The sequence below is a fragment of the Actinoplanes sp. NBRC 101535 genome, assembly GCF_030269225.1.
GTDB classification, from domain to species: Bacteria; Actinomycetota; Actinomycetes; order Mycobacteriales; family Micromonosporaceae; genus Actinoplanes; species Actinoplanes rectilineatus.
The window spans coordinates 212,371-230,824 of sequence record NZ_BSSY01000008.1; the positions used below are offsets into that span (position 1 = coordinate 212,371).

The following is an 18,454-nucleotide window of genomic DNA, read 5'->3' on the forward strand; positions in this document are numbered from 1 at the left end:
GCTGCGGGTCACCCCGCCGGACCCAGATCTTGGCCAGGGCCTGGGTGGTGAACGCCACCAGGTGCCGGTCACCGACGTCGACGGCGATGCCGTGCGCCTGCGCGCAGTGCTGTTCGGCCGCGTCCAGCTCGCCGCGGGCCCGGTGCACCAGACCGACGCCGCGGATCGAGATCAGCTCGCCGCGCCGGTGACCGAGCCGGCGGTACCGGTCGAGCGCCGCGGTCAGGTGGCGCACGGCGGCCTCGTCGTCGCCCAGCTCACGGTGCGCGAACCCGAGGCTGTAGTCGGCGTGCGCCACCCCGGCGTCGTCCCCGAGACGCTCCAGCACCTCCCGGGCCTGGTTGATCTGCGGCAGCGCGACGAGGTGCTGGCCCAGTTCGCGGCCGACCGTGCCGAGACCGTTGAGCGCGACGGCCTGCCCCCGGTCGTGGCCGGCCGCCTCGAAGAGCCCGGCCGCGGCGGAGAAGTGCCGCCGGGAGTCGGCGAACCGGTCCTGGGCGTAGCGCAGCTGGCCGATGCCGCACTCCATCGCCGCCTCGGCGAGCCGGTCCCCGGACAGCCGGGCGGTCGCCGCCGCGGCCGTGTGGGTCCGTTCCCAGCCGTCGAAGTTGTTGAACTCGGCGAACGACGCGAACACCAGCGCGTCGGCCAGCCCGCAGGCCGGCGCGGCCAGGTCGAGGGCGGCGGCGCGTTCCACCGCGGCGATCAGCGCCGGTTCCTCCCGGGTCAGCCAGCGTCCCGGGTCGATCCGGGCCACCGTGGCGGCCCAGTCGGCGGGCGGCTCCGGCAGGTCCGCCGGGTGGTAGAGCCGGGGGAGGGCCACCGGCAGCTGTTCGGCGAGGTGTTCCACCACGCGCAGCAGGGCGGACACCGCCGCGGTGACGGTCGCCCGCATGGTGTCCGGGTCGGCCCGCGCCAGCTCGCTCGCGTAGAGCCGGACCAGGTCGTGCATCCGGTACTGGGTGAGGTGCCCGTCGGCGTCCACCACGTCCAGCAGCCGCGCGTCGGTGATCTCCTCGATCAGGTCGGCGGCCTCGGACAGCCCGGTCCCCAGCAGCGCCGCCACGGTCAGCGCGGTCACCGTCGGCGGGTCCAGGCTGCCCAGCGCCCGGAACGCCAGCTGTGCCCGGGGCGTCAGGCCGCGGTAGCCGACGGCCAGCCCGGCGCGGACCTCCAGCTCGTCGACGGCCAGTTCGTCGAGGCGACGCTGTTCGTCGTCGAGCCGGTCGGCGAGCTGGGCGACGGTCCAGTGCGGCCGGGCCACCAGCCGGGCCCCGGCGACCCGTACGGCCAGTGGCAGCCGCGCGCACAGGGCGATCAGCCGTCGCGTCTGTGCCGGGTCGGCGTCCGCCCGGCCGGCCCCGATCACCCGGGTGAGCAGCGCGGTCGCCTCGGCGACGGTCATCACGCCCAGCTCCACCCGGGCCGTCGCGGACACCGTGGGCAGCCGGAACCGGCTGGTCACCAGCAGCGCCGAACCGGACTCGGTGGGCAGGAACGGCTGCGCCTGGGCGGCCTGCACCACGTCGTCGAGGATCACGAGCAGCCGTCGGCCGGCCAGCGCCGCACGGTAGCGTTCGACGCGTTCCCGCAGGTCGAGGTTGCCCTGGGCGTCCGCGTCGGTGATCCCGAGCATCCGCAGCACCCGGCTGAGCGCCTCGGACGGCTCGAGCGGGTCGGCGCCGCCCACGTTCAGGAAGATCATGCCGTCCGGGAAGTGCTCGCGGACCGCGTGCGCGGCGTGCACCGCGAACGCGGTCTTGCCCGCCCCGCCGGGGCCGGAGACCACCACGACCGGCGGCACCCCACCGGCCAGCAACTCGGCGCGGGTGTCCGCGATCCGGCTGTCGTAACCGGTGTAGTCGACCAGGTCGGGCGGCATGACGAACGGCCGGTCGGGTTCTTTGACCGTTTCGGGGGCGGCGGGTGCCCGCAGCAGCGCCGTGTGTGCCTCCTGCAGCAGACGGCCCGGCTCGGCACCGAACCGGTCCAGGATCCGGGCCCGCGACCGGGCGAACAGCTCCAGCGCCTCGGTGGTGCGCCCGGCCGCGTGCAGCACCCGCATCATCGCCGCGACCACCGCCTCACGCAGCGGGTCCCGGGCCAGCTCGGCGGCGAGCCGGTCGGCCGCCACGCCGTGCCGGCCGGTGTCCGCGGCCGCCGACGCCCACGCGGTCAGCGCCTCGAGGCGCTCCCGGGACAGGCTCTCCCGCGCCCGTTCGGCCCACGACCCGGGCAGCCCGGCGAGCGCGTCGCCCTGCCACAGCCCGAGTGCCTCGTCCAGCCGGGCGAACCGGTCGCCGGCCGTCGCGTCGCGTGCCGACCCGGCCAGCCGCCGGAACCGGAACAGGTCGACCGACCCCGCCGGGACGTGCAGCGTGTAGCCGCCGGACCAGCGTTCCAGGGCGACGCCGGTGCTGTGCTTGAGCACCCGGCGGAGGCGGGCGACGTAGCCGTACAGTGCGCCCCGGGTGTCGGCCGGGAGATCGTCACCCCAGAGCCGGTCGCCGAGCGCCTCGAACGTCACCGGCTGCCCGTCGCTGATCAGCAGGGCCGCGAGCAGGTGACGCTGCTTCGACGCGCCCAGGGCGAGCGGCCGCCCCGCCTCGGCGGCCTCGACCGGACCCAGTAGCCGGAAGTGCACGACACCCCCTTCGCTGAGCACGGTCACGCTCCCCCAGACTAAGGGGAGAGTCGCGGGCGTCTATCTCGGCTCTTCGTGCAGATTTCTCCGGTTCGGTCGGCTTGTGGGCCGCCGGTCGGCGGGTGGCATACCGCGACTACGGTATGTCGAGTGACCGCGGCCGGAGTATGACGGTCCCGGTCGCGCGAGCGAAGCTGGGTTGTGCGATCGAGGAAGACGCTGGAGACGATGACGGACGGGCCTCTCGTCCCTCTGCAGGCGGGTCAGGACCTGGTCCACCCGTTGATGGAGGATCTCAACCGGTTCCTGATGGTGTACAAGTTCGGGCTCGCCGAAGTCAGTACGAAGATCACCATCCTGGCCGAGGAACTCACTCTCCGTGGCCGGGACAACCCGATCGAGCACGTCACCACCCGGCTCAAGACGGTCACCAGCATCGCCGCCAAGGCCCGCCGGGTCGGCTGCGAGCTGACCTTCGACGACCTGCGGGTGACGATCCGGGACATCGCCGGTGTCCGGATCGTGTGCAGTTTCGTCTCGGACGTCTACACGGTCGCCGACATGCTGACCCGGCAGCCGGACATCAAGCTGCTCATGACCAAGGACTACATCGCCAAGCCGAAGGCCAACGGGTACCGCAGCCTGCACCTGATCGTGGAGATCCCGGTGTTCATGTCCGACCGGGTGGTGACCGTCCCGGTCGAGGTCCAGCTGCGCACGGTGGCGATGGACTTCTGGGCCACCCTCGAACACAAGATCTACTACAAGCACGACTCCGAGGTCCCGGCGTCCCTGCGCGCCGAACTCGTCGAGGCGGCGACCGACGCCGCCCGCCTCGACCAGCGGATGGAACGCCTCCACCAGGAGATCCACGGCCCGCGCTGACCATGGACTCCGATGAGGATTCACCGGGTGGGTTGGCGGCGCCTCACGGCGGGTAAAGTGGGCGCAGGCCGCACCGGGCCGATCAGCGTCAAGCAGCGGCGCGAGTTCGGGATCCCACCGATTCCGGGCATGGTTTCCTCCCCGCCTCCGCTGCAAGGATTGCCTGACAGTCATGACGCATGTCCCCGGTCCGTCCGATGCACTCTCCGCGCTCGGGCACATCAGGTTCAGCGAGACCAGCAGGGACGACTTCGTCGGCCGGGTCGCCGCCCTGGCCGTCCAGTTCGTTCCGGGCGCCGGCGAGGTGTCGATAACCCTGCTCGGCGAGCGGGGGCCGTTCACTGCCGCCGCCACCGGTGACGTGGCGTCCCGGCTCGACGAGCGGCAATACCACGCCCGGACCGGCCCGTGCCTGGACGCGGCCGCGGACCGCTCGACCGTGTCGGTGCCGGACACCGCCACCGACACCCGCTGGGGACACTGGTCGTCGCACGCGGCGGCGGCCGGCATGGGCAGCGTGCTCTCGGTCGGTCTGACCACTGCCGGCACCCGCGGCGGCTCGCTCAACATCTACGCCCGTCCCGCGGCTGCCTTCAGCGCCGGCGCCACCGAGACGGCACAGGCCTACGCCGGGTACGCCTCGGTCGCCCTCGACAACGCCCGCGTGTTCTTCGACGCCGTCGCCCTGGCCGCCCAGCTCCGCGAGGCGATGGGCAGCCGGGCCGTGATCGAACAGGCCAAAGGCGTGATCATCGCGCAGCGCCGGTGCACCCCGGACGAGGCGTTCGCGCACCTCACGAAGGTCTCGCAGGACAGCAACCGCAAACTCCGCGACGTGGCGGCCACGATCGTCGCTGGGTTCGCCCGCCGGACGGTCTGACCGGGAGGCGAACGCCCTGTTCCGCAACCGCACAGCGAACCCGTCGTCGCGGGCCCGGAGCGGCCCGGCGGTGTATCCCTGTCAGGGAAGGCGACGGCCCCGTGCCGGGCCGTGCCGGTTCAGCGGATGTCCGTGGTCAAGCAGTCGGCCCCGGGCATCCGCGTCGTTCACGGCTTCTTGACGACGAAGCCGCTCTGCTCGATGAACTCGTCGGTCCCGTCGGACTTGTCGATGTACACCTCGGAGTCCCGCTGGTGCAGCATGTACTGCGGATAGTTCTTGCTGCGCAACTGGATGCTCCCGACGGTGAGACCGGCCTCCGGGCAGAACGTGGCGTCACTCCGGAACAACTCCGAGTCGTCGTTCTCGTCGAACCGCAGCCGGTAGTCGAAGTGCCGCAGGTAACGGTCGTCCCCGTCGTGCAGGCTGAAACACGCCTCGTCGGCGAGCCCCTTCACCACGGTCAGCGCGGTTCCGTCGCCGGACTTCAACGCCGCGAAGTCGCCGTCCACGGTCAGCCGGACCTCGGCGTCCTTCTTCAATGCCAGGATCCACTTGCCGGTGGTCAACTCGTTCTCCGGCGGTGCGCTGGTGGTGGCCGCGGCCGCCGGAGCCGACGATGCGGCAGCCGACGCGGGCGCACTGGCCTGGGCCGACTCGTCCGCCTCGGGCCGCAGGTTCAGATAGGCGAACGCACCCACCACGAACAGGATCGCCACCACGAACAGCCCGAGCACCCCCGGATGCACCCCACCCGACTTGCCCTTCTCGGGCGGCCGGGCGTCAGCCCCACCCCGCCCGTAGACGGTCCCAGGTTTCGGCGCTTCGGGCGGCTGGTACATCGGCTCTGCTCCTCCTGCTCCGGCCGCCCGTCGGGAGAGGTGGCGACCGGTCCGGCCGGAAACCCTACGCGCCCGGGAGATTTCCGGCGATCCGGGTACCTCGATCCGGCGCTCCGACCCCGTTCCTGCCGCATCCCGGCGGTCTGCGGACGCTTTCTCCGGGGGTACGCCCACACCTCCCCCACCTACTCCAAGGCGTCCCGGCCGCGCTCGATCCACGGACCCCCTCCAGCCCGGGCACCTCCCGCTGCGCCGGCATGGCGGGCAGGATACCGGCGTCGTCAAATTATTTTTTGACCTGCGGAAACGTGCTCTCCGCCGGCCCTACAGCACCTGCACCGACGGGATCACGTCGCCGAGCAGCCGGGCCGTCTCGAAACCCTCAGCGGTCGCCTCGGTGACACCGCGCGGGGAGCGCGCGTCACCGATCACATGGAGTTCGACGCGGCCGCGGAGCGCCTCCGCCAGTTCGTCGGCCGGCTGCGGCGGCCGGGACGCCACCACCGCGTCCGCCCGCTCGCTGAACGACCGTCCGCTGTAGTCGTCGCGCAGCCACGCCTCACCGCCGGCCAGCCCGGTCAGCGTGACCGTCGCGTGGAACCGGACACCGGCCGCGCCGAGCCGCAGGCACGACGGCAACCGGACGGTCTCGTCGGCGCCCTGCCCCGGGAACGTCAGCGGCGTCGCGAACACCACCCGCTTACCGGCCGCCACCAGACCTTCGGCGACCGACAACGCGGCCCGCCCGCCCCACTTGTCGTAGACCAGGACATGGTCGCCCATCGGGGTGGTCAGCGCCTCCCGCACGTCGATCTCGCCGTCCAGGGCGGTGCCGCGCGACCCGGTGGCCAGGATGACCACATCCGGACGCAGGGCCAGTACGCCGTTCGCGTCCACGTCCCGATCCAGCTGGATGGCCACGCCCAGGCTGCGGCACTGGCGTTCCTGCCAATCCAGCACGTCCGCCAGTTCGTGCCGGTACGGCGTACCCGATGCGATCCGGACCTGGCCACCCACCTGGCCGGACCGTTCGACCACGGTGACCAGATGTCCCTGGGCCGCCGCGGAGCGGGCGGCTTCGAGCCCGGCCGGGCCGGCACCGATCACCACGACGTGCCGTTCGGTGCGCACCGGCGCCGGCAGCGGCAGCAGTTCGCGGCCGGCGTGCGGGTTGAACGCGCAGCGCAGCGGCTGTCCCTTGGCGAGCCGTCCCCAGCAGCCGTCCTGGATGCCCACGCAGGGCCGGACCTGCGCCGGGTCCTTGCGCGGCAGATCAGGATCGGCCACCAGCGCGCGGGTCATCGCCACCAGGTCGGCCGCGCCGTCGTCGATCAGGGAGGCGGCCAGCGGCGCCGACGTGATCCGCCCGGCCAGCATCACCGGCACCGGGGAGCCCTCGCGGATCCGCCTGCCGAACTCGGCCCACACCGCCGGCGGGTGGCTCGCGTCCGGGATCGCCCCGGCCGTGCCCCGGGCGTCCGCGTAGTGTCCGGCGGTCACCGACACGTAGTCGAGCATGCCGAGTTCCAGCAGCTCCCGGACGGTCTGCTGTTTGCGGTTGGTGGCGTCGCGGTCGCCCGGCACGCCGCCGGTCACCCGGGCGCCGACCACGATCCGGCGGCCGACCGCCTGCCGGACCCCGTGCAGGATCTCCCGGGCCAGCAGCAGCGGGTCGTCGCCCCACCGGTCGCCGCGCTGGTTGGTCTCCTCGTCGAGGAACTGTTCGACCAGGTCACCGTGGGCGAAGTGCAGTTCCACGCCGTCGATCCCGGCCGCTTTGGCCTGGGCGGCCGAGTCGGCGAATCCGCGGATCACGTCGGTCAGGAACGCGTCGTCGGCGGCGTGCGGCACGCCGGGCGCATTCCCCAACAGCCTCAGGGGTACCGGTGATGCACCGTGCGCGACCGGTGTGCCCGACCCGGTGTACACGGCCTGGGCGCCGGGATGTTCGAGGCGGACGAAGACCAGCGAGCCGTGCGGGTGGACCGCGTCGGCCAGCGCCCGGAACGCCGGGATCATCCGGCCCTCCGGCAGCACCGGGAGGTCGCCGTGACCGGCCGTGACACAGGCGGACTGGGTGATCACGATGCCGGCGCCGCCGGCCGCCCGGGCGGCCAGGTACGCGAGCAGCTCGGGGGAGAAGGTGCCCCGGGCCAGTCCGGTGCCGTGCCCGTCCGCGACGATCCGGTTCGGTGCGGTCCGGGGACCCAGCCGCAGCGGCGTGTACAGCAGGCTCATCGGGTCGGGCCCGGCGGCCGCTGTGACGGTATCGGCCAGGGGTGACGCCAGAGATCAGTTACCACTGACGGAATGTAACGAATCCCCGCGACCAGGGGAAACGCGGCCGGGTGGCCGACGGCTCAGAATCGTGTCCGTCCCGCCGATCAGAGGACGTGCCGCGAAAGAGCCGGAGCGGGATGCCGTCGCGGGCCGGTCGACGCTGGGCGGCCGGCCTCGCCGGGCTCAGTGTGGCGGCCGTCGCCGGGCAGGTGATCGGCCTCCTCGACCGGGAATCCGGCCCGTGGATCACCATCCTCACGCTCGTCGTGCTGGACGTGGTCGGCGCGGTGTGCTGCTTCCGGGCGGCCCGCCGGTCCGGGACGAAGCCGGGGGCGTGGTGGCTGATCGCCGCCGGACGGCTCACCGAGATCGTCACGTTCGGGCTGTACGCCGTCGCCCAGTCGACCGGCGGCACCTTCTGGCTCGCCGCGATGATGATCTCCCGGACCGCGATGTACGTCTGCTTCGCGCTCGGCGCGTTCGGAGCGGGTCTCGGGCACTTCCGTGGTCGCCGAAGAGCCGCGCTGGTCGCCGAGGTGGGCACGGTCCTCGGCGCCGGCTTCATGGCGATCTGGTACGTGGCGCTGGAACCGGTGCTGGCCCACGAGAGTCCCCGGCTGCTCTGGATCGGGACGATCGCCTGGCCCCTCGGGGACCTGCTGATGCTCACCGCCGTCGCCGCGATCATCCTGCGCGGGGCGGTGACCCGGTTCGCCGCGCCGGTCACGGTGTACACCGTCGGCATCGGCATCTGGGCCGTCGCCGACATCCTGATGACCCGGACCGCCGCCACCCACTCCGACGTCGGCAACATGGTCGCCGGCTGGATGCTGATCGCGGCGGGCGTCCTGGTCACCGCCGCCCCGCTGGTCGCGCTGAGCAGCGCCCGGGACCTGTCGCACCATCCGCGGATCACCAAGGCGCCGGCCTGGTCGACGTACCTGCCGATGGTCGCGATGATCTGCGGCGGCCTGTTCATGCTCGCGGTCACCCTGATCGAGCGGCAGTTCATGCCCTGGGGCGGGCTGGTGCTCGGGCTGACCCTGATGACCTGCGCGGCGGCCGGCCGGCAGATGCTGTCGCTGCGGGACAGCCGGGCGCTGCTGATCACCGACGCGCTGACCGGGCTGGCCAACCGGGCCGGGCTCGACGACGGGCTGGACCGGGCGATGAAACGGGGCGAGCACCCGGCGATCCTGCTCATCGACCTGGACGGGTTCAAACTGGTCAACGACGCGTACGGGCATGCGGTCGGGGACGCGTACCTGGTGCACGTGGCGCATCAGCTGCGCGGCGGCATCCGGGGCAAGAGCACGATCGCGCGGATCGGCGGCGACGAGTTCGCCGTACTGCTCACCGAGATCGTCAACGACGAGCAGGCCGGCGCCGTCTGCAAGCGGCTGCTCGCCTCGATGGCCGCCCACCCGGTGGTCGTCGACGACGACACGCTGCCGGTCCGGGCCAGCATCGGCGCCGCCGTCCACGAGCCGGGCCTGGACGACAAGACCCTGATCCGCCGCGCCGACGTGGCCATGTACCAGAGCAAACGGGCCGGCAGTCACGGCTTCACGCTGTACCAGCCCGGGATGGTGGACCGGCGGGCCGCCGACGCGGCGATCGCCGACGACCTGCAGCAGGCGCTGGGCCGCAACGAGATGAAGGTGGTCTACCAGCCGATCGTCGACACGGCCACCGGTCACGCGCTCGGCGCCGAGGCGCTGCTGCGCTGGCAGCACACCGTCCGCGGGCTGATCCGCCCGGACGAGTTCATCCCGGTCGCCGAACGCAGCGGCACCATCATCCCGATCGGCCTGTGGGTGCTCGAACAGGCGCTGATCCAACTGCTCGCCTGCCGGGAGGAGATGTACATCAGCGTCAACCTGTCACCCCGTCAGCTGCGCGAGCCGACCATCGTGCACGACGTGCTGGCGGTGCTGGAACGGACCGGCGCCCCGGCCCGCCGCCTCATCCTGGAGATCACCGAGTCGGCACTGGTGGACGACAACAGCGGCATCGCGGCCCTGCACGAACTGCGCAGCCACGGCATCCGGATCGCGGTCGACGACTTCGGCACCGGCTATTCGTCGCTGCAGTACCTGACCCGGCTCCCGGTCGACATCCTCAAGATCGACCGAAGCTTCGTGGCGGAACTCGACGGCAGCCCGGAAGGCGCCGCGGTCACCACCGCGATCATCCACCTGGCCACGGTGTTGCGGCTGCGGACCATCGCCGAGGGCATCGAGACCCCGGCCCAGGCCGACGAACTGCGCATCCTCGGCTGCACCACCGGACAGGGCTATCTGTACGCCAAGCCGCTGACCCCGGAGGAGCTCGCCACCCGGGTCCGGGCCGAGAAGCTGTCCGCGGCGCGTACCGATTAGACACGTTTCGCGGTCAGGGTGCGAAGCCCGTCCGCGTGGTGATTTCGGGCGCGCTGGACGCCCGTATTCATCACGCCCGTGGTGGTGTGTTGATTACGGGTGTGCTGGGCGCCTGAAGTCACCACGCCCGTGGTGGTGTGTTGATTTCGGGCGTGCTGGGCGCCTGAAGTCACCACGCCCGTGGTGGTGTGTTGATTTCGGGCGTGCTGGGCGCCTGAAGTCACCACGCCCGTGGTGGTGTGTTGATTTCGGGCGCGCTGGACGCCCGAAATCACCACGCCCGTGGCGGTGTGGTGAATTCGGGCGTGCTGGGCGCCCGAAATCAACACAGCGGCAAACCCTGACTGCGAAAGGTGTCTGGATAGGATGCGGCGGACGATCATCGTCCGGACACGAGAGTGCTGTCCTATGGACAATACGGGGTAATACCGTCAAGTTTTCTTGCTCGGAGCCTTGCGACGAGTAGGGTACGAGGGATCGCCGATGGAGCGACCGCGTCAGGAGGTGCCGGTGTCCCGACGTCGGGTGGGCGGTCGTGACGTGAAGACCCGGGACGACCGGATCCTCGCCGTCAACGCCACGGGCGCCGAGAACGGCTGGCCCGTCTTCCTGTTCCACGGCACCCCGGGCAGCCGCACCGGGCCGCTGCCCCGCGCCAGTGTCCTCTACCGGCGTGGCATCCTGCTGATCTCCTACGACCGCCCGGGTTACGGCCGGTCGACACCCCAGCCGGGCCGCCGCGTCGCGGACGCCGCCGCCGACGTCGCCGACATCGCCCGGGACCTGGGACTGGACCGCTTCTCGGTGGTCGGCCGCTCCGGTGGCGGCCCGCACGCCCTGGCCTGCGCGGCGCTGCTGCCGGACATGGTGCACCGCGCCGCGACCCTGGTCGGCATGGCCCCGCACGCCCCCGACCTGGACTTCGGCGCCGGCATGACCGACGACAACGTGGCCGCCTTCATTCCGGCAGCCGACCCCGACAACTCCGGCATCAGCGAACGCCTCCGGTGGCGGGCCAACCGCACCGCCGCCGACCCGAACAGCCTGCTCGACCAGCTGCTGACCGAGATGGCACCGGCCGACCGGCGGGTCGTCCAGGAGGCGGCCATCCAGCGGCTGCTCGTCGACTCCTACGACGAGGCGGTCAGCCAGGGCCCGCACGGCTGGATCGACGACGTGCTCGCCATGCGCCGCGACTGGGGATTCGCCGTCGGTGACATCCGCGTCCCGGTCTACATCTGGCACGGCGAGCAGGACAACTTCGCCCCGCCGGCCCACGCCCGCTGGCTGGCCCGCAACATCCCTGGCGCCGTCCTCGAGCTGCAGAACGGCCGCGGCCACTTCGCGGCGATGGGTGTCCTGCCGAGCGTGCTGACGTGGCTGGCCGGCGTCGACGACCGTCCCCACCAGGAGATCCCCGGCGAGGAACTCTCCGCAGCGGTGTGACCCGCCCAGCACGCCCGGGCCGTCTTGCCGCGGTCCCGATGGTGCCCGGTTCGCACTGACGGGCGGCGTTTCCGGCGAGGAGGTCCGGGCCGGTGGCCGGGCCGGGCGGTCTGCGCCGGGCGGTCTGCGCCGATCCCCGTCGGCCGTGTCGTTCGTGGCCGGAAGGGACCGCGGCGGGGACTCGATTACGGCGGGGACTCGATTACGGCGGGGACTCGATTACGGCGGGGAACTCGATCACGGCGGGGACTCGATCACGGCGGGGGACTCGATCACGGCGCGGTTGACCTCAACCCCGCTTGATGTTTCACGATCCTTCGTGGTGCCGGCGAACGGATGGAGTGAGCGAGTGCGAGTAGTACGCGTGACGGAATTCGGGGGACCCGAGTCGATGGTTCCGGGCGACGCCCCGGAACCGGACGCCGGCCCCGGCCAGGTGGTGGTCGACGTGGCGGTCGCGGGCATGACGTTCGTCGAGACGCAGATCCGGCGGGGCGTGGACAGGTGGCACGAACGCCCCCCACTGCCGTACGTGCCCGGCGGCCTGGTCGCCGGCGTGGTGACCACGGTGGGGGAACGGGTCGACCCGGCCTGGCGCGGCCGGCGGGTGGTCACCATGACCGGGGACACCGGCGGCTTCGCCGAGCGTGCCGTGGCGGCCGAAGAGGACCTGTTCCCGGTGCCGGACGGGGTGAGCCTGGCGGAGGCGGCCGCTCTGTACAGCGACGGCAGCACCGCGCAGGGCCTCGTCGAGCGTGCCGGGATCGTGGCCGGCGACCGGGTGCTGGTGGAGGCCGCGGCCGGTGGCCTGGGCACGCTGCTGGTGCAGCTCTGTCTCGCGGCGGGCGCCCAGGTGGCCGGCGCGGCCCGCGGGCCGAGGAAGCTGGAGGTGGTGCGGGGGCTCGGTGCCGACGCCGTCGTCGACTACGCGGAGCCCGGCTGGGCCGAGCGGGTGTTCGAGGCGAAGGGTCCGAGTGTCGTGTTCGACGGTGTCGGCGGCCGGATCGGGCGGGCCGCGTTCGAGGTGACGGCCCGCGGCGGCCGGTTCTCCGTCCACGGCGCCTCCAGCGGCGACGTCACCGCCATCGACGCCGCCCTGGCCCGGGAGCGGGGCATCCAGGTGATCGGGATCGAACAGCTCTTCGACTTTCGCGCCCACATGCGGCGGTGGGCGACCGAGATCCTGGCGCACGCGGCGGCCGGGAAGGTCCGGCCGGTGATCGGACAGACCTTCCCGCTGGAGCGTGCCGCCGACGCGCACCGCGCGGTGGAGGACCGGACCGCGCTGGGCAAAACCCTGCTGCTGGTCAGAACGGCAGAGGGTCGATCACCCGGCGCAGCAGGCGACCCTGTTTGAGGACGGTCAGCGTCGGGTGGCTCTCGCCGAGCAGAGCGGACAGTCTTTCGAGCAGCGACGTCAGCCGCCCGTTCCGCCCCGGCGGTTCGTCCTCCAGCAGTGCCAGGTTGGCGTAGATGCTCAGCGTGTCCGGGTGCGTTTCGCCGAGCACCCGGGCCGCCCGCCGTGAGGCCCGCAGCAGGATCTCGACCGCCCTGGCCGGCTGCCCGGACTCGGCGACGCAGACCGCCAGGTTGGTCTCGGCGGCCACCACGTACGGATGGTCCTGACCGGTCACCGTGGCGAAGTCCCGGACGGCGTCCTCGGCCAGCGCCCGGGCCACCTCCACCGACCCGGTCGCCAGCAACGCCATCGCCAGGTCGTTCACGCAGACGACGGTGTGCGGGTGCTTCGGGCCGAGGTCGGTCTTGAACGCCTCGTGCACCTGGACGAGTTCCTCGTGGGCCTGCTCGTCGGCGGTGCCGAGCAGCGTCACGGCACGGCTCAGCCGGCAGGCCAGGGTGTCCGGCGCCGTCGGGAAACTTTCGCTGAGGAGCCCGTACGCGTTGTCGAGGAGATCTTTCGCCTCGCTCTCCCGGCCGACGCTGCGCAGTGAGATGGCCAGGTTGGCGTTGGCGTTCAGTGCCTCCCGGGACTCCTCGCCGAGCTCCTCGGCGAACATCCGGGCCACGTCCCGCAGGATGATCACCGAGCCGTGGTAGTCGCCACCCTCACGCCGGTCGCGGCCGATGTGGCCCATCGACTGCAACGTGGACGGGTGCCGGTCGCCGAGCACGGTCCGCCGGCCGCGGGCGGCACGTTCGTCGAGTTTCAGCGCCTCGGTGTAGTCGCCGATCAGCCGGTACGACGTGGCCAGGTTGTTCAGGCTGGCCAGGGTCCGCGGGTGGTCCTCGCCGAACACGTCCTGCCAGGCGGCGTACGTCTCCTTGTCCCGTTCCAGCGCCTCTTGGTACTGCCCGAGGCTGCGCAGGTCACCGCCGAGGCTGCTCGCGGTGGCCAGGGTCAGCGGGTGGTCCCGGCCGAGCAGGGCCTCCTGTTCGGCGAGCACGGCCTCGTCGATCGACCGGGACTCCCTGAAGTCGCCGAGGCTGCGGACCAGGTTGGCCTTGTTGAACTGCAGGTGCAGCAGCTGCCGGCGGCGGGACGCGATCTCCTGCTCGTCGACCGGGGTGACCGCCTCCAGTTCCTTGAGCCGGGTCTGCCACACCTGTTCGGTACGCCGTGCGCGTTCCCGCCCGCGGTTCAGGTCGCCCACCTGCCACAGGTAGCGGACCCGGTCGATGAGCAGCTGACGGACCGACTCGTCGCGGCACTCGACGGCCTGGGAGAGTTCCAGGTGCGGCCAGAGCATCCGGAAGGTGGACCAGGTGCCCGGGTCGTCGACCTCGCCGCCGGGCCGGAACCGGGCCAGCGCCAGGTGGACGTGGTGCCGGGTCTCCTTGAGTTCCTCGGCGGTCATCTTGGACTGGACCACGGTCTGCACCACCCGGTGCACGGTGATGCGGCCGCCGCGCTCGCCGGGCTGCCGGTCGGTGCGGACCAGGGCGAGCCGGTTGAGTTCCTGGACCAGGCGGCCGCGGACCATCCGTTCGCGCAGCGTGGAGTCGACCGGGATGAGCGCCTCGGTGAGCTCGTCGCTGTAGATGAAGTCGAGCGCGATCGAGGTGTCCATCATCGCGCAGAGCTGCAGCAGCCGGTACGCGGCCGGCGACCGGTCCTGCAGCCGGGTCAGGGAGGCCTCCCAGACCGCCTGGACCGACTGGGCGCGGACCTCCTCGGGCGCCTGCTGGCCGGGTAGCGGGATGCTGTGCGGTCCGCTGCGTTCGATCGCGTCCACGAGGTAGGGCACGGTGTACTCGGCGTCGGCGAGCAGCGCGGCGGCCGCGGCGACCGCGATCGGCAGGTCGCCGAGCAGGTCGGCGAGCTGGTTCGCCTCGGCCCGGCTGATCGTGGCGACCCGGTTGCGGAAGTGTTCGATGCTCTCCTCGCGGGCGAACACGTCGACCGGGACGGTGGTGGCCTGGCCGCCCCAGGCCGGGGTCCGCGAGGTGATCAGCACGTGGCCGGAGCCGCCCTGCGGCAGGAACTGGGTGAGCCGGTCCGGGTCCTCGGCGTTGTCGTAGACGAGCAGCCACCGCTTGTAGGGCGTGCCGCGGACCAGGGCGTCCAGCACGGTCCGGGCGTTCTCCATCGCCGGGCTGGTGGTGACCGTCGGCAGCCGCAGCCGGGGTGCCAGGTCGGCGAGCTGGCTGTCGACGAAGGTGACCGGCTCCGCGGTCACCCACCAGACCACGTCGTACGCGGTGCGGTAGCGGTGCGCGTACTCGAGGGCGATCTGGGTCTTGCCGATGCCGCCCATGCCCTGCAGCGCGACGGTCGCCGTGCCGGCCAGCACCGCCGAACGGTTGACCCGCAGTTGCCGCCGCAGGTTGACCAGGTCGTCCTCGCGGCCGGTGAACCGCTGGTTGCGGGCTTCCAGGTTGGACACGTACGGCTCGTCGGCGGGGTAGCGGCTGCCGGTGTACGGCTCGGCGGAGAGCGAGTCGGGCCGTCCGACCAGCCGCAGCACCGCCCGGACCGCGGTCTCCTCACCGAGGCCCGCGAGGAAGATCGCCCGCCGGCCGGTCAGTTGCGGCGCCCGGATCGCCTCGGTGAGGCAGACCGCCAGCGCGGTGGGCCGGATCTGGTTGGCCGCGGTGAGCCGCAGGTCCGGGTCGGCCTCCGAGCGGTTCGACACGATCAGCAGGTCCCGGATGCCGGTGGTGTCGGTGGCCGGGTCGGCGACCGGGTCGGTGACCTGGACACCGGCCTGCTCGAGGACGTGGGTGATCCATTCGGCCCAGACCCGGTCACCGGCGGCGTAGCGCAGCGCGACGCTCGTCTCGGCGACCGTCAGGCGCCGCTCGAACTGGTCGTTGATCTGCACCCGGAGTTCCGGGTCGAGCCGGGGGAAGGTGGTGACGGCGTGGTCGGTGAGTTCGGCGGTCAGCGTCTCGTACGCCGCCAGCATGGTGTTCTGCGAACCGGGCTGGTCGCCGAAGGTGGCCAGGCGCTCCTCGAAGTTGTAATACGCCTGGTACGGGACGAAGACGCGTTCCCAGTAGCGGTCCCGGGTCTCCTGGTCCGGCGCGGCGGGCAGCCCCTCGAACCGCTGTTTGGCGAAGGCCCGCCCGGCGTCCATCTTGGTACGCTCGGCCGCGTCGAGCCGCATCGGCACCGGCAGGATCCGGATGTTGCGGCGGTGGTCCTCGACCTGGCGGGCGACCGTGGCGGCGCCCTCGATGCCCTGCTCGTTGAGGGTGAAGCAGTCGACGAGGACGTCCGGCAGGTGGATGGTGCACACGTCGGCGACGTCGCTGTACCCGGTGCGGCTGTCGATCAGGACGTAGTCGTACTGCTGTTTCATCTCGGCGCGCAGCGCGTCGAGGAACAGGCCGCCGGCGTGCTTCTCGTAGAAGTCGTCCCAGTTGAGACCGGCGAGGACGGTGGCGTAATCCTTGCTGATCTTGCCGGCCGAGAGCAGGTCGAGACGCCCGCCCGCACCGAACGAGTCCCAGGTGAGCGGGAGGACCTGGCCCTCCAGCCGGGCGTACGCCGCGACGTCCACGTCGGGCGTGCGCGAGTCGTGCCGGGCCATCGCGTTCTGGAAGTTCTGGATCATGCCGATGATGCCGCGGCTGTGTTCGATCTCCTCACGGCTCAGGAACGGCGAGAAGTAGCGGTGCAGTCCGGGCGACTCCAGGTCCCAGTCGACGGCGAGCACCCGGCGGCCGTTGGCGGCCAGGATCCAGGCCACGTTGGCCAGTGCCATGGTGCGGCCGGTCCCGCCCTTGAACGAGTAGAACGTGACGATCTTGCCAGTTGGCTCTGCGGTCATCGGTCCTCGCCTTGTGCGGGCATGTGCCGGGGCTCGGCCACTCCCAGCCGGGGCCGGCTCGGGAAGGTGCGGGGCAGCTCATGCAGGTAGCGGCTCCGGGCCTGACTGACCAGGACCGGCATGATCTTCACGAAGTCGTCGGCGCTGCCGGCCACGGAGGTCGCCGGGTCGGCGGCGCCGCCGAGCATAGCGAGCGCCCGGTCGCGCAACTCCGCGACGCGCGTGGCGTGTACCCGGTCGCCGGCGTCGGCGATCAGCAGCGGCGTCACCCAGCGGGGCAGCCCGTGCAGGATCTCCGCCAGGCCGGCGGCCCGCTCGTCGTCGTCGAGCAGCCAGACGTCCACCAGCAGCACCGCGGGCCGGTGCCGCCACAGCCGGACCGCCTCGCGCAGGGTGCTGATCGCGGCGACCACGTCCAGCCGCTGGGCCACCGCGAGGGCCTGCCCGGCGACCGGGGTCCGGCCGGCGTCGGCGTACGGCGTCCAGGTCCGGGCCGTCGATCCGGGTGCCGTGTGCACCACGATGAGCAGGTCGGCGGCGGACGGGGCGATCCCGGAGCCGGGCGGCTCGGGCGGCGGCGCCGACGGCCCGATCGGGGACTGTTCGGCGGCGTCCACGATGCGCCGGGCGATCCGTTCGACGATCTTCTCGTACGCCTGCCGGTACTCCGGGTCCGGCGTCCGGTCCAGCCGTCCCGCGTCGCAGAGCGCGCCCAGACCGAGCGTCTTGTACTGCGGCACGTCCTCCTCGAGGCTCAGGCCGTACTGGGCCGGGTCGACGCCGTCCGGGAACGGCATCCACAGCACCGGCTGGATGTGCCGGGCCGGATCGGCGTGCGCGGCCTCGAGGCGTTTCTGGAACGAGTAGTGCTCCTCGGTGGCCCAGGCGCTGGCCACGTATCGCGGGGAGTAGAGCGGGACCAGCACCTCGGCCTGGCCCAGGGCACGCAGGGTGTCACGCCAGCCGGTGCCGGAGGACAGTGTCCGGTCGTAGAGGCCGACGTGCCGCGCCCCGGCCCGGGCCAGCCGCTGCACCACGCCCATCAGGTCGGCGAAGAACGTGTCGACGAGCGGGTCGCGGGTGGCCGGCTCCCCGGCGGGCAGCATCGGCACCGGGGGCACCTCGGCGTAACTCATGAAGAAGTAGAAGCTGCCGGGCAGGGTCATCAGGCACCGTCCTGGAAGGAGCGGAGCAGCCCCCGGGTGGTCCGGCGGGCGGAGGGGGCCACCTCCAGATGGGCCCAGCGGTTCTGGATCTCGCGGGCCAGGATCCAGACGAGCGCGGCGTAGGCACTCTCGTCGAGACTCTGCATCCCCAGCACTCCCTCGGACTCGTACATCGGCCTGAGGCGTTCCACCGACGGGCTGAACTGCTGCACCCTTCGCACGGTAGAGGGCATCCGCGACATCACCGGGGCCCACAGCACCGGGATGATCGCGGTGGCGTGCGGCCGGGACGGCGAACCGGGGCGGGACCGGACCTCCCGGCGGGAGAAGTAGTCCCACTCCATCACGCACCATCTGCTGACACCGACGTACTGCGCGGAGAGCAGGGCGACGAAGACCCGGCAGCCGCTGAGGTTGCGGAACAGTTCGTCGTGCCAGTCCACACCGGACTCGAGCCTGCGGTCCATGAACCCGACGTCACCGCCGGCCGGCACCGGCACCAACTGGTTGACCTTGTTGGTCAGATCCGCGAAGAACCGGTTGACCTCCTTGGCCGGGTCGGCCTCGAGCCCGGTGCTCGCCGGCAGCCGCGCCGGCCGGGCGTAGCTGAAGAAGAACACCGGTTCGGCCGTGTCGTCGCCCCGTTTCCGTGGGGTCATGGGCCTGCGGTCCATCCCACGCGACCATCTCCCGCCG

General features: G+C 72.0%; 11 protein-coding genes and 1 pseudogene. 5 read left to right on the forward strand and 7 right to left on the reverse strand.

Features of this window, described 5'->3' with window-relative positions; genetic code table 11:
- Nucleotides 1–211: 211 nt before the first annotated feature.
- Nucleotides 212–2,671, reverse strand: a pseudogene (locus tag QSK32_RS23335) (AfsR/SARP family transcriptional regulator); the annotation flags it as partial.
- 201 nt (nt 2,672–2,872) lie between these two features.
- Between QSK32_RS23335 and QSK32_RS23340 the strand changes: the two are divergent.
- Nucleotides 2,873–3,529 carry a GTP pyrophosphokinase gene (locus QSK32_RS23340; protein WP_052720899.1) on the forward strand — a complete coding sequence of 219 codons (657 nt, stop codon included), beginning with the start codon at nt 2,873–2,875 and terminating at the stop codon, nt 3,527–3,529.
- Between the two features lie 172 nt (nt 3,530–3,701).
- Nucleotides 3,702–4,409, forward strand: a complete 708-nt coding sequence (locus QSK32_RS23345) for a GAF and ANTAR domain-containing protein (RefSeq protein ID WP_285473158.1) — start codon at nt 3,702–3,704, stop codon at nt 4,407–4,409.
- Between the two features lie 167 nt (nt 4,410–4,576).
- Here QSK32_RS23345 and QSK32_RS23350 read toward each other — a convergent pair whose 3' ends face one another.
- Both QSK32_RS23350 and QSK32_RS23355 read right to left on the reverse strand, forming a co-directional pair.
- Nucleotides 4,577–5,251, reverse strand: a complete 675-nt coding sequence (locus QSK32_RS23350) for an AbfB domain-containing protein (protein WP_083449361.1) — start codon at nt 5,249–5,251, stop codon at nt 4,577–4,579.
- Nucleotides 5,252–5,575: 324 nt separating this feature from the next.
- Nucleotides 5,576–7,489, reverse strand: a complete 1,914-nt coding sequence (locus tag QSK32_RS23355; protein WP_045745391.1) for an oxidoreductase — start codon at nt 7,487–7,489, stop codon at nt 5,576–5,578.
- Between the two features lie 179 nt (nt 7,490–7,668).
- Between QSK32_RS23355 and QSK32_RS23360 the strand changes: the two genes are divergently transcribed.
- A complete protein-coding gene (locus tag QSK32_RS23360) occupies nt 7,669–9,912 on the forward strand; it encodes a putative bifunctional diguanylate cyclase/phosphodiesterase (protein ID WP_052720898.1) in 2,244 nt (747 codons plus the stop codon).
- Here QSK32_RS23360 and QSK32_RS23365 read toward each other — a convergent pair.
- The gene (locus QSK32_RS23365) at nt 9,909–10,295 is read right to left on the reverse strand and encodes a hypothetical protein (RefSeq protein WP_285473159.1); all 387 of its coding nucleotides are present in this window, start codon (nt 10,293–10,295) and stop codon (nt 9,909–9,911) included. The two genes, QSK32_RS23360 and QSK32_RS23365, sit on opposite strands and share 4 nt — an antisense overlap.
- A 127-nt stretch (nt 10,296–10,422) precedes the next feature.
- Between QSK32_RS23365 and QSK32_RS23370 the strand changes: the two genes are divergently transcribed.
- Together QSK32_RS23370 and QSK32_RS23375 are read left to right on the forward strand one after the other, a co-directional pair.
- A complete protein-coding gene (locus QSK32_RS23370) occupies nt 10,423–11,358 on the forward strand; it encodes an alpha/beta fold hydrolase (protein ID WP_285473160.1) in 936 nt (311 codons plus the stop codon).
- 364 nt (nt 11,359–11,722) lie between these two features.
- Nucleotides 11,723–12,715: a zinc-binding dehydrogenase gene (locus QSK32_RS23375; protein ID WP_285473161.1), complete on the forward strand. Its 993-nt coding sequence runs from the start codon at nt 11,723–11,725 to the stop codon at nt 12,713–12,715.
- Here the strand turns inward: QSK32_RS23375 and fxsT are convergent.
- The 3 genes from fxsT to QSK32_RS23390 are packed head-to-tail and all read right to left on the reverse strand — an operon-like array spanning nt 12,666 to nt 18,417.
- Nucleotides 12,666–16,592 carry an FxSxx-COOH system tetratricopeptide repeat protein gene (gene fxsT, locus QSK32_RS23380; protein ID WP_285473162.1) on the reverse strand — a complete coding sequence of 1,309 codons (3,927 nt, stop codon included), beginning with the start codon at nt 16,590–16,592 and terminating at the stop codon, nt 12,666–12,668. The two genes, QSK32_RS23375 and fxsT, sit on opposite strands and share 50 nt — an antisense overlap.
- On the reverse strand, nt 16,589–17,758 hold the full coding sequence (locus QSK32_RS23385; RefSeq protein WP_045745893.1) for a hypothetical protein: 1,170 nt from the start codon (nt 17,756–17,758) through the stop codon (nt 16,589–16,591). The genes fxsT and QSK32_RS23385 overlap by 4 nt, the downstream gene beginning before the upstream one ends.
- Nucleotides 17,758–18,417 carry a TIR-like protein FxsC gene (locus QSK32_RS23390; RefSeq protein ID WP_045745894.1) on the reverse strand — a complete coding sequence of 220 codons (660 nt, stop codon included), beginning with the start codon at nt 18,415–18,417 and terminating at the stop codon, nt 17,758–17,760. The genes QSK32_RS23385 and QSK32_RS23390 overlap by 1 nt, the downstream gene beginning before the upstream one ends.
- Nucleotides 18,418–18,454 lie beyond the last annotated feature (37 nt).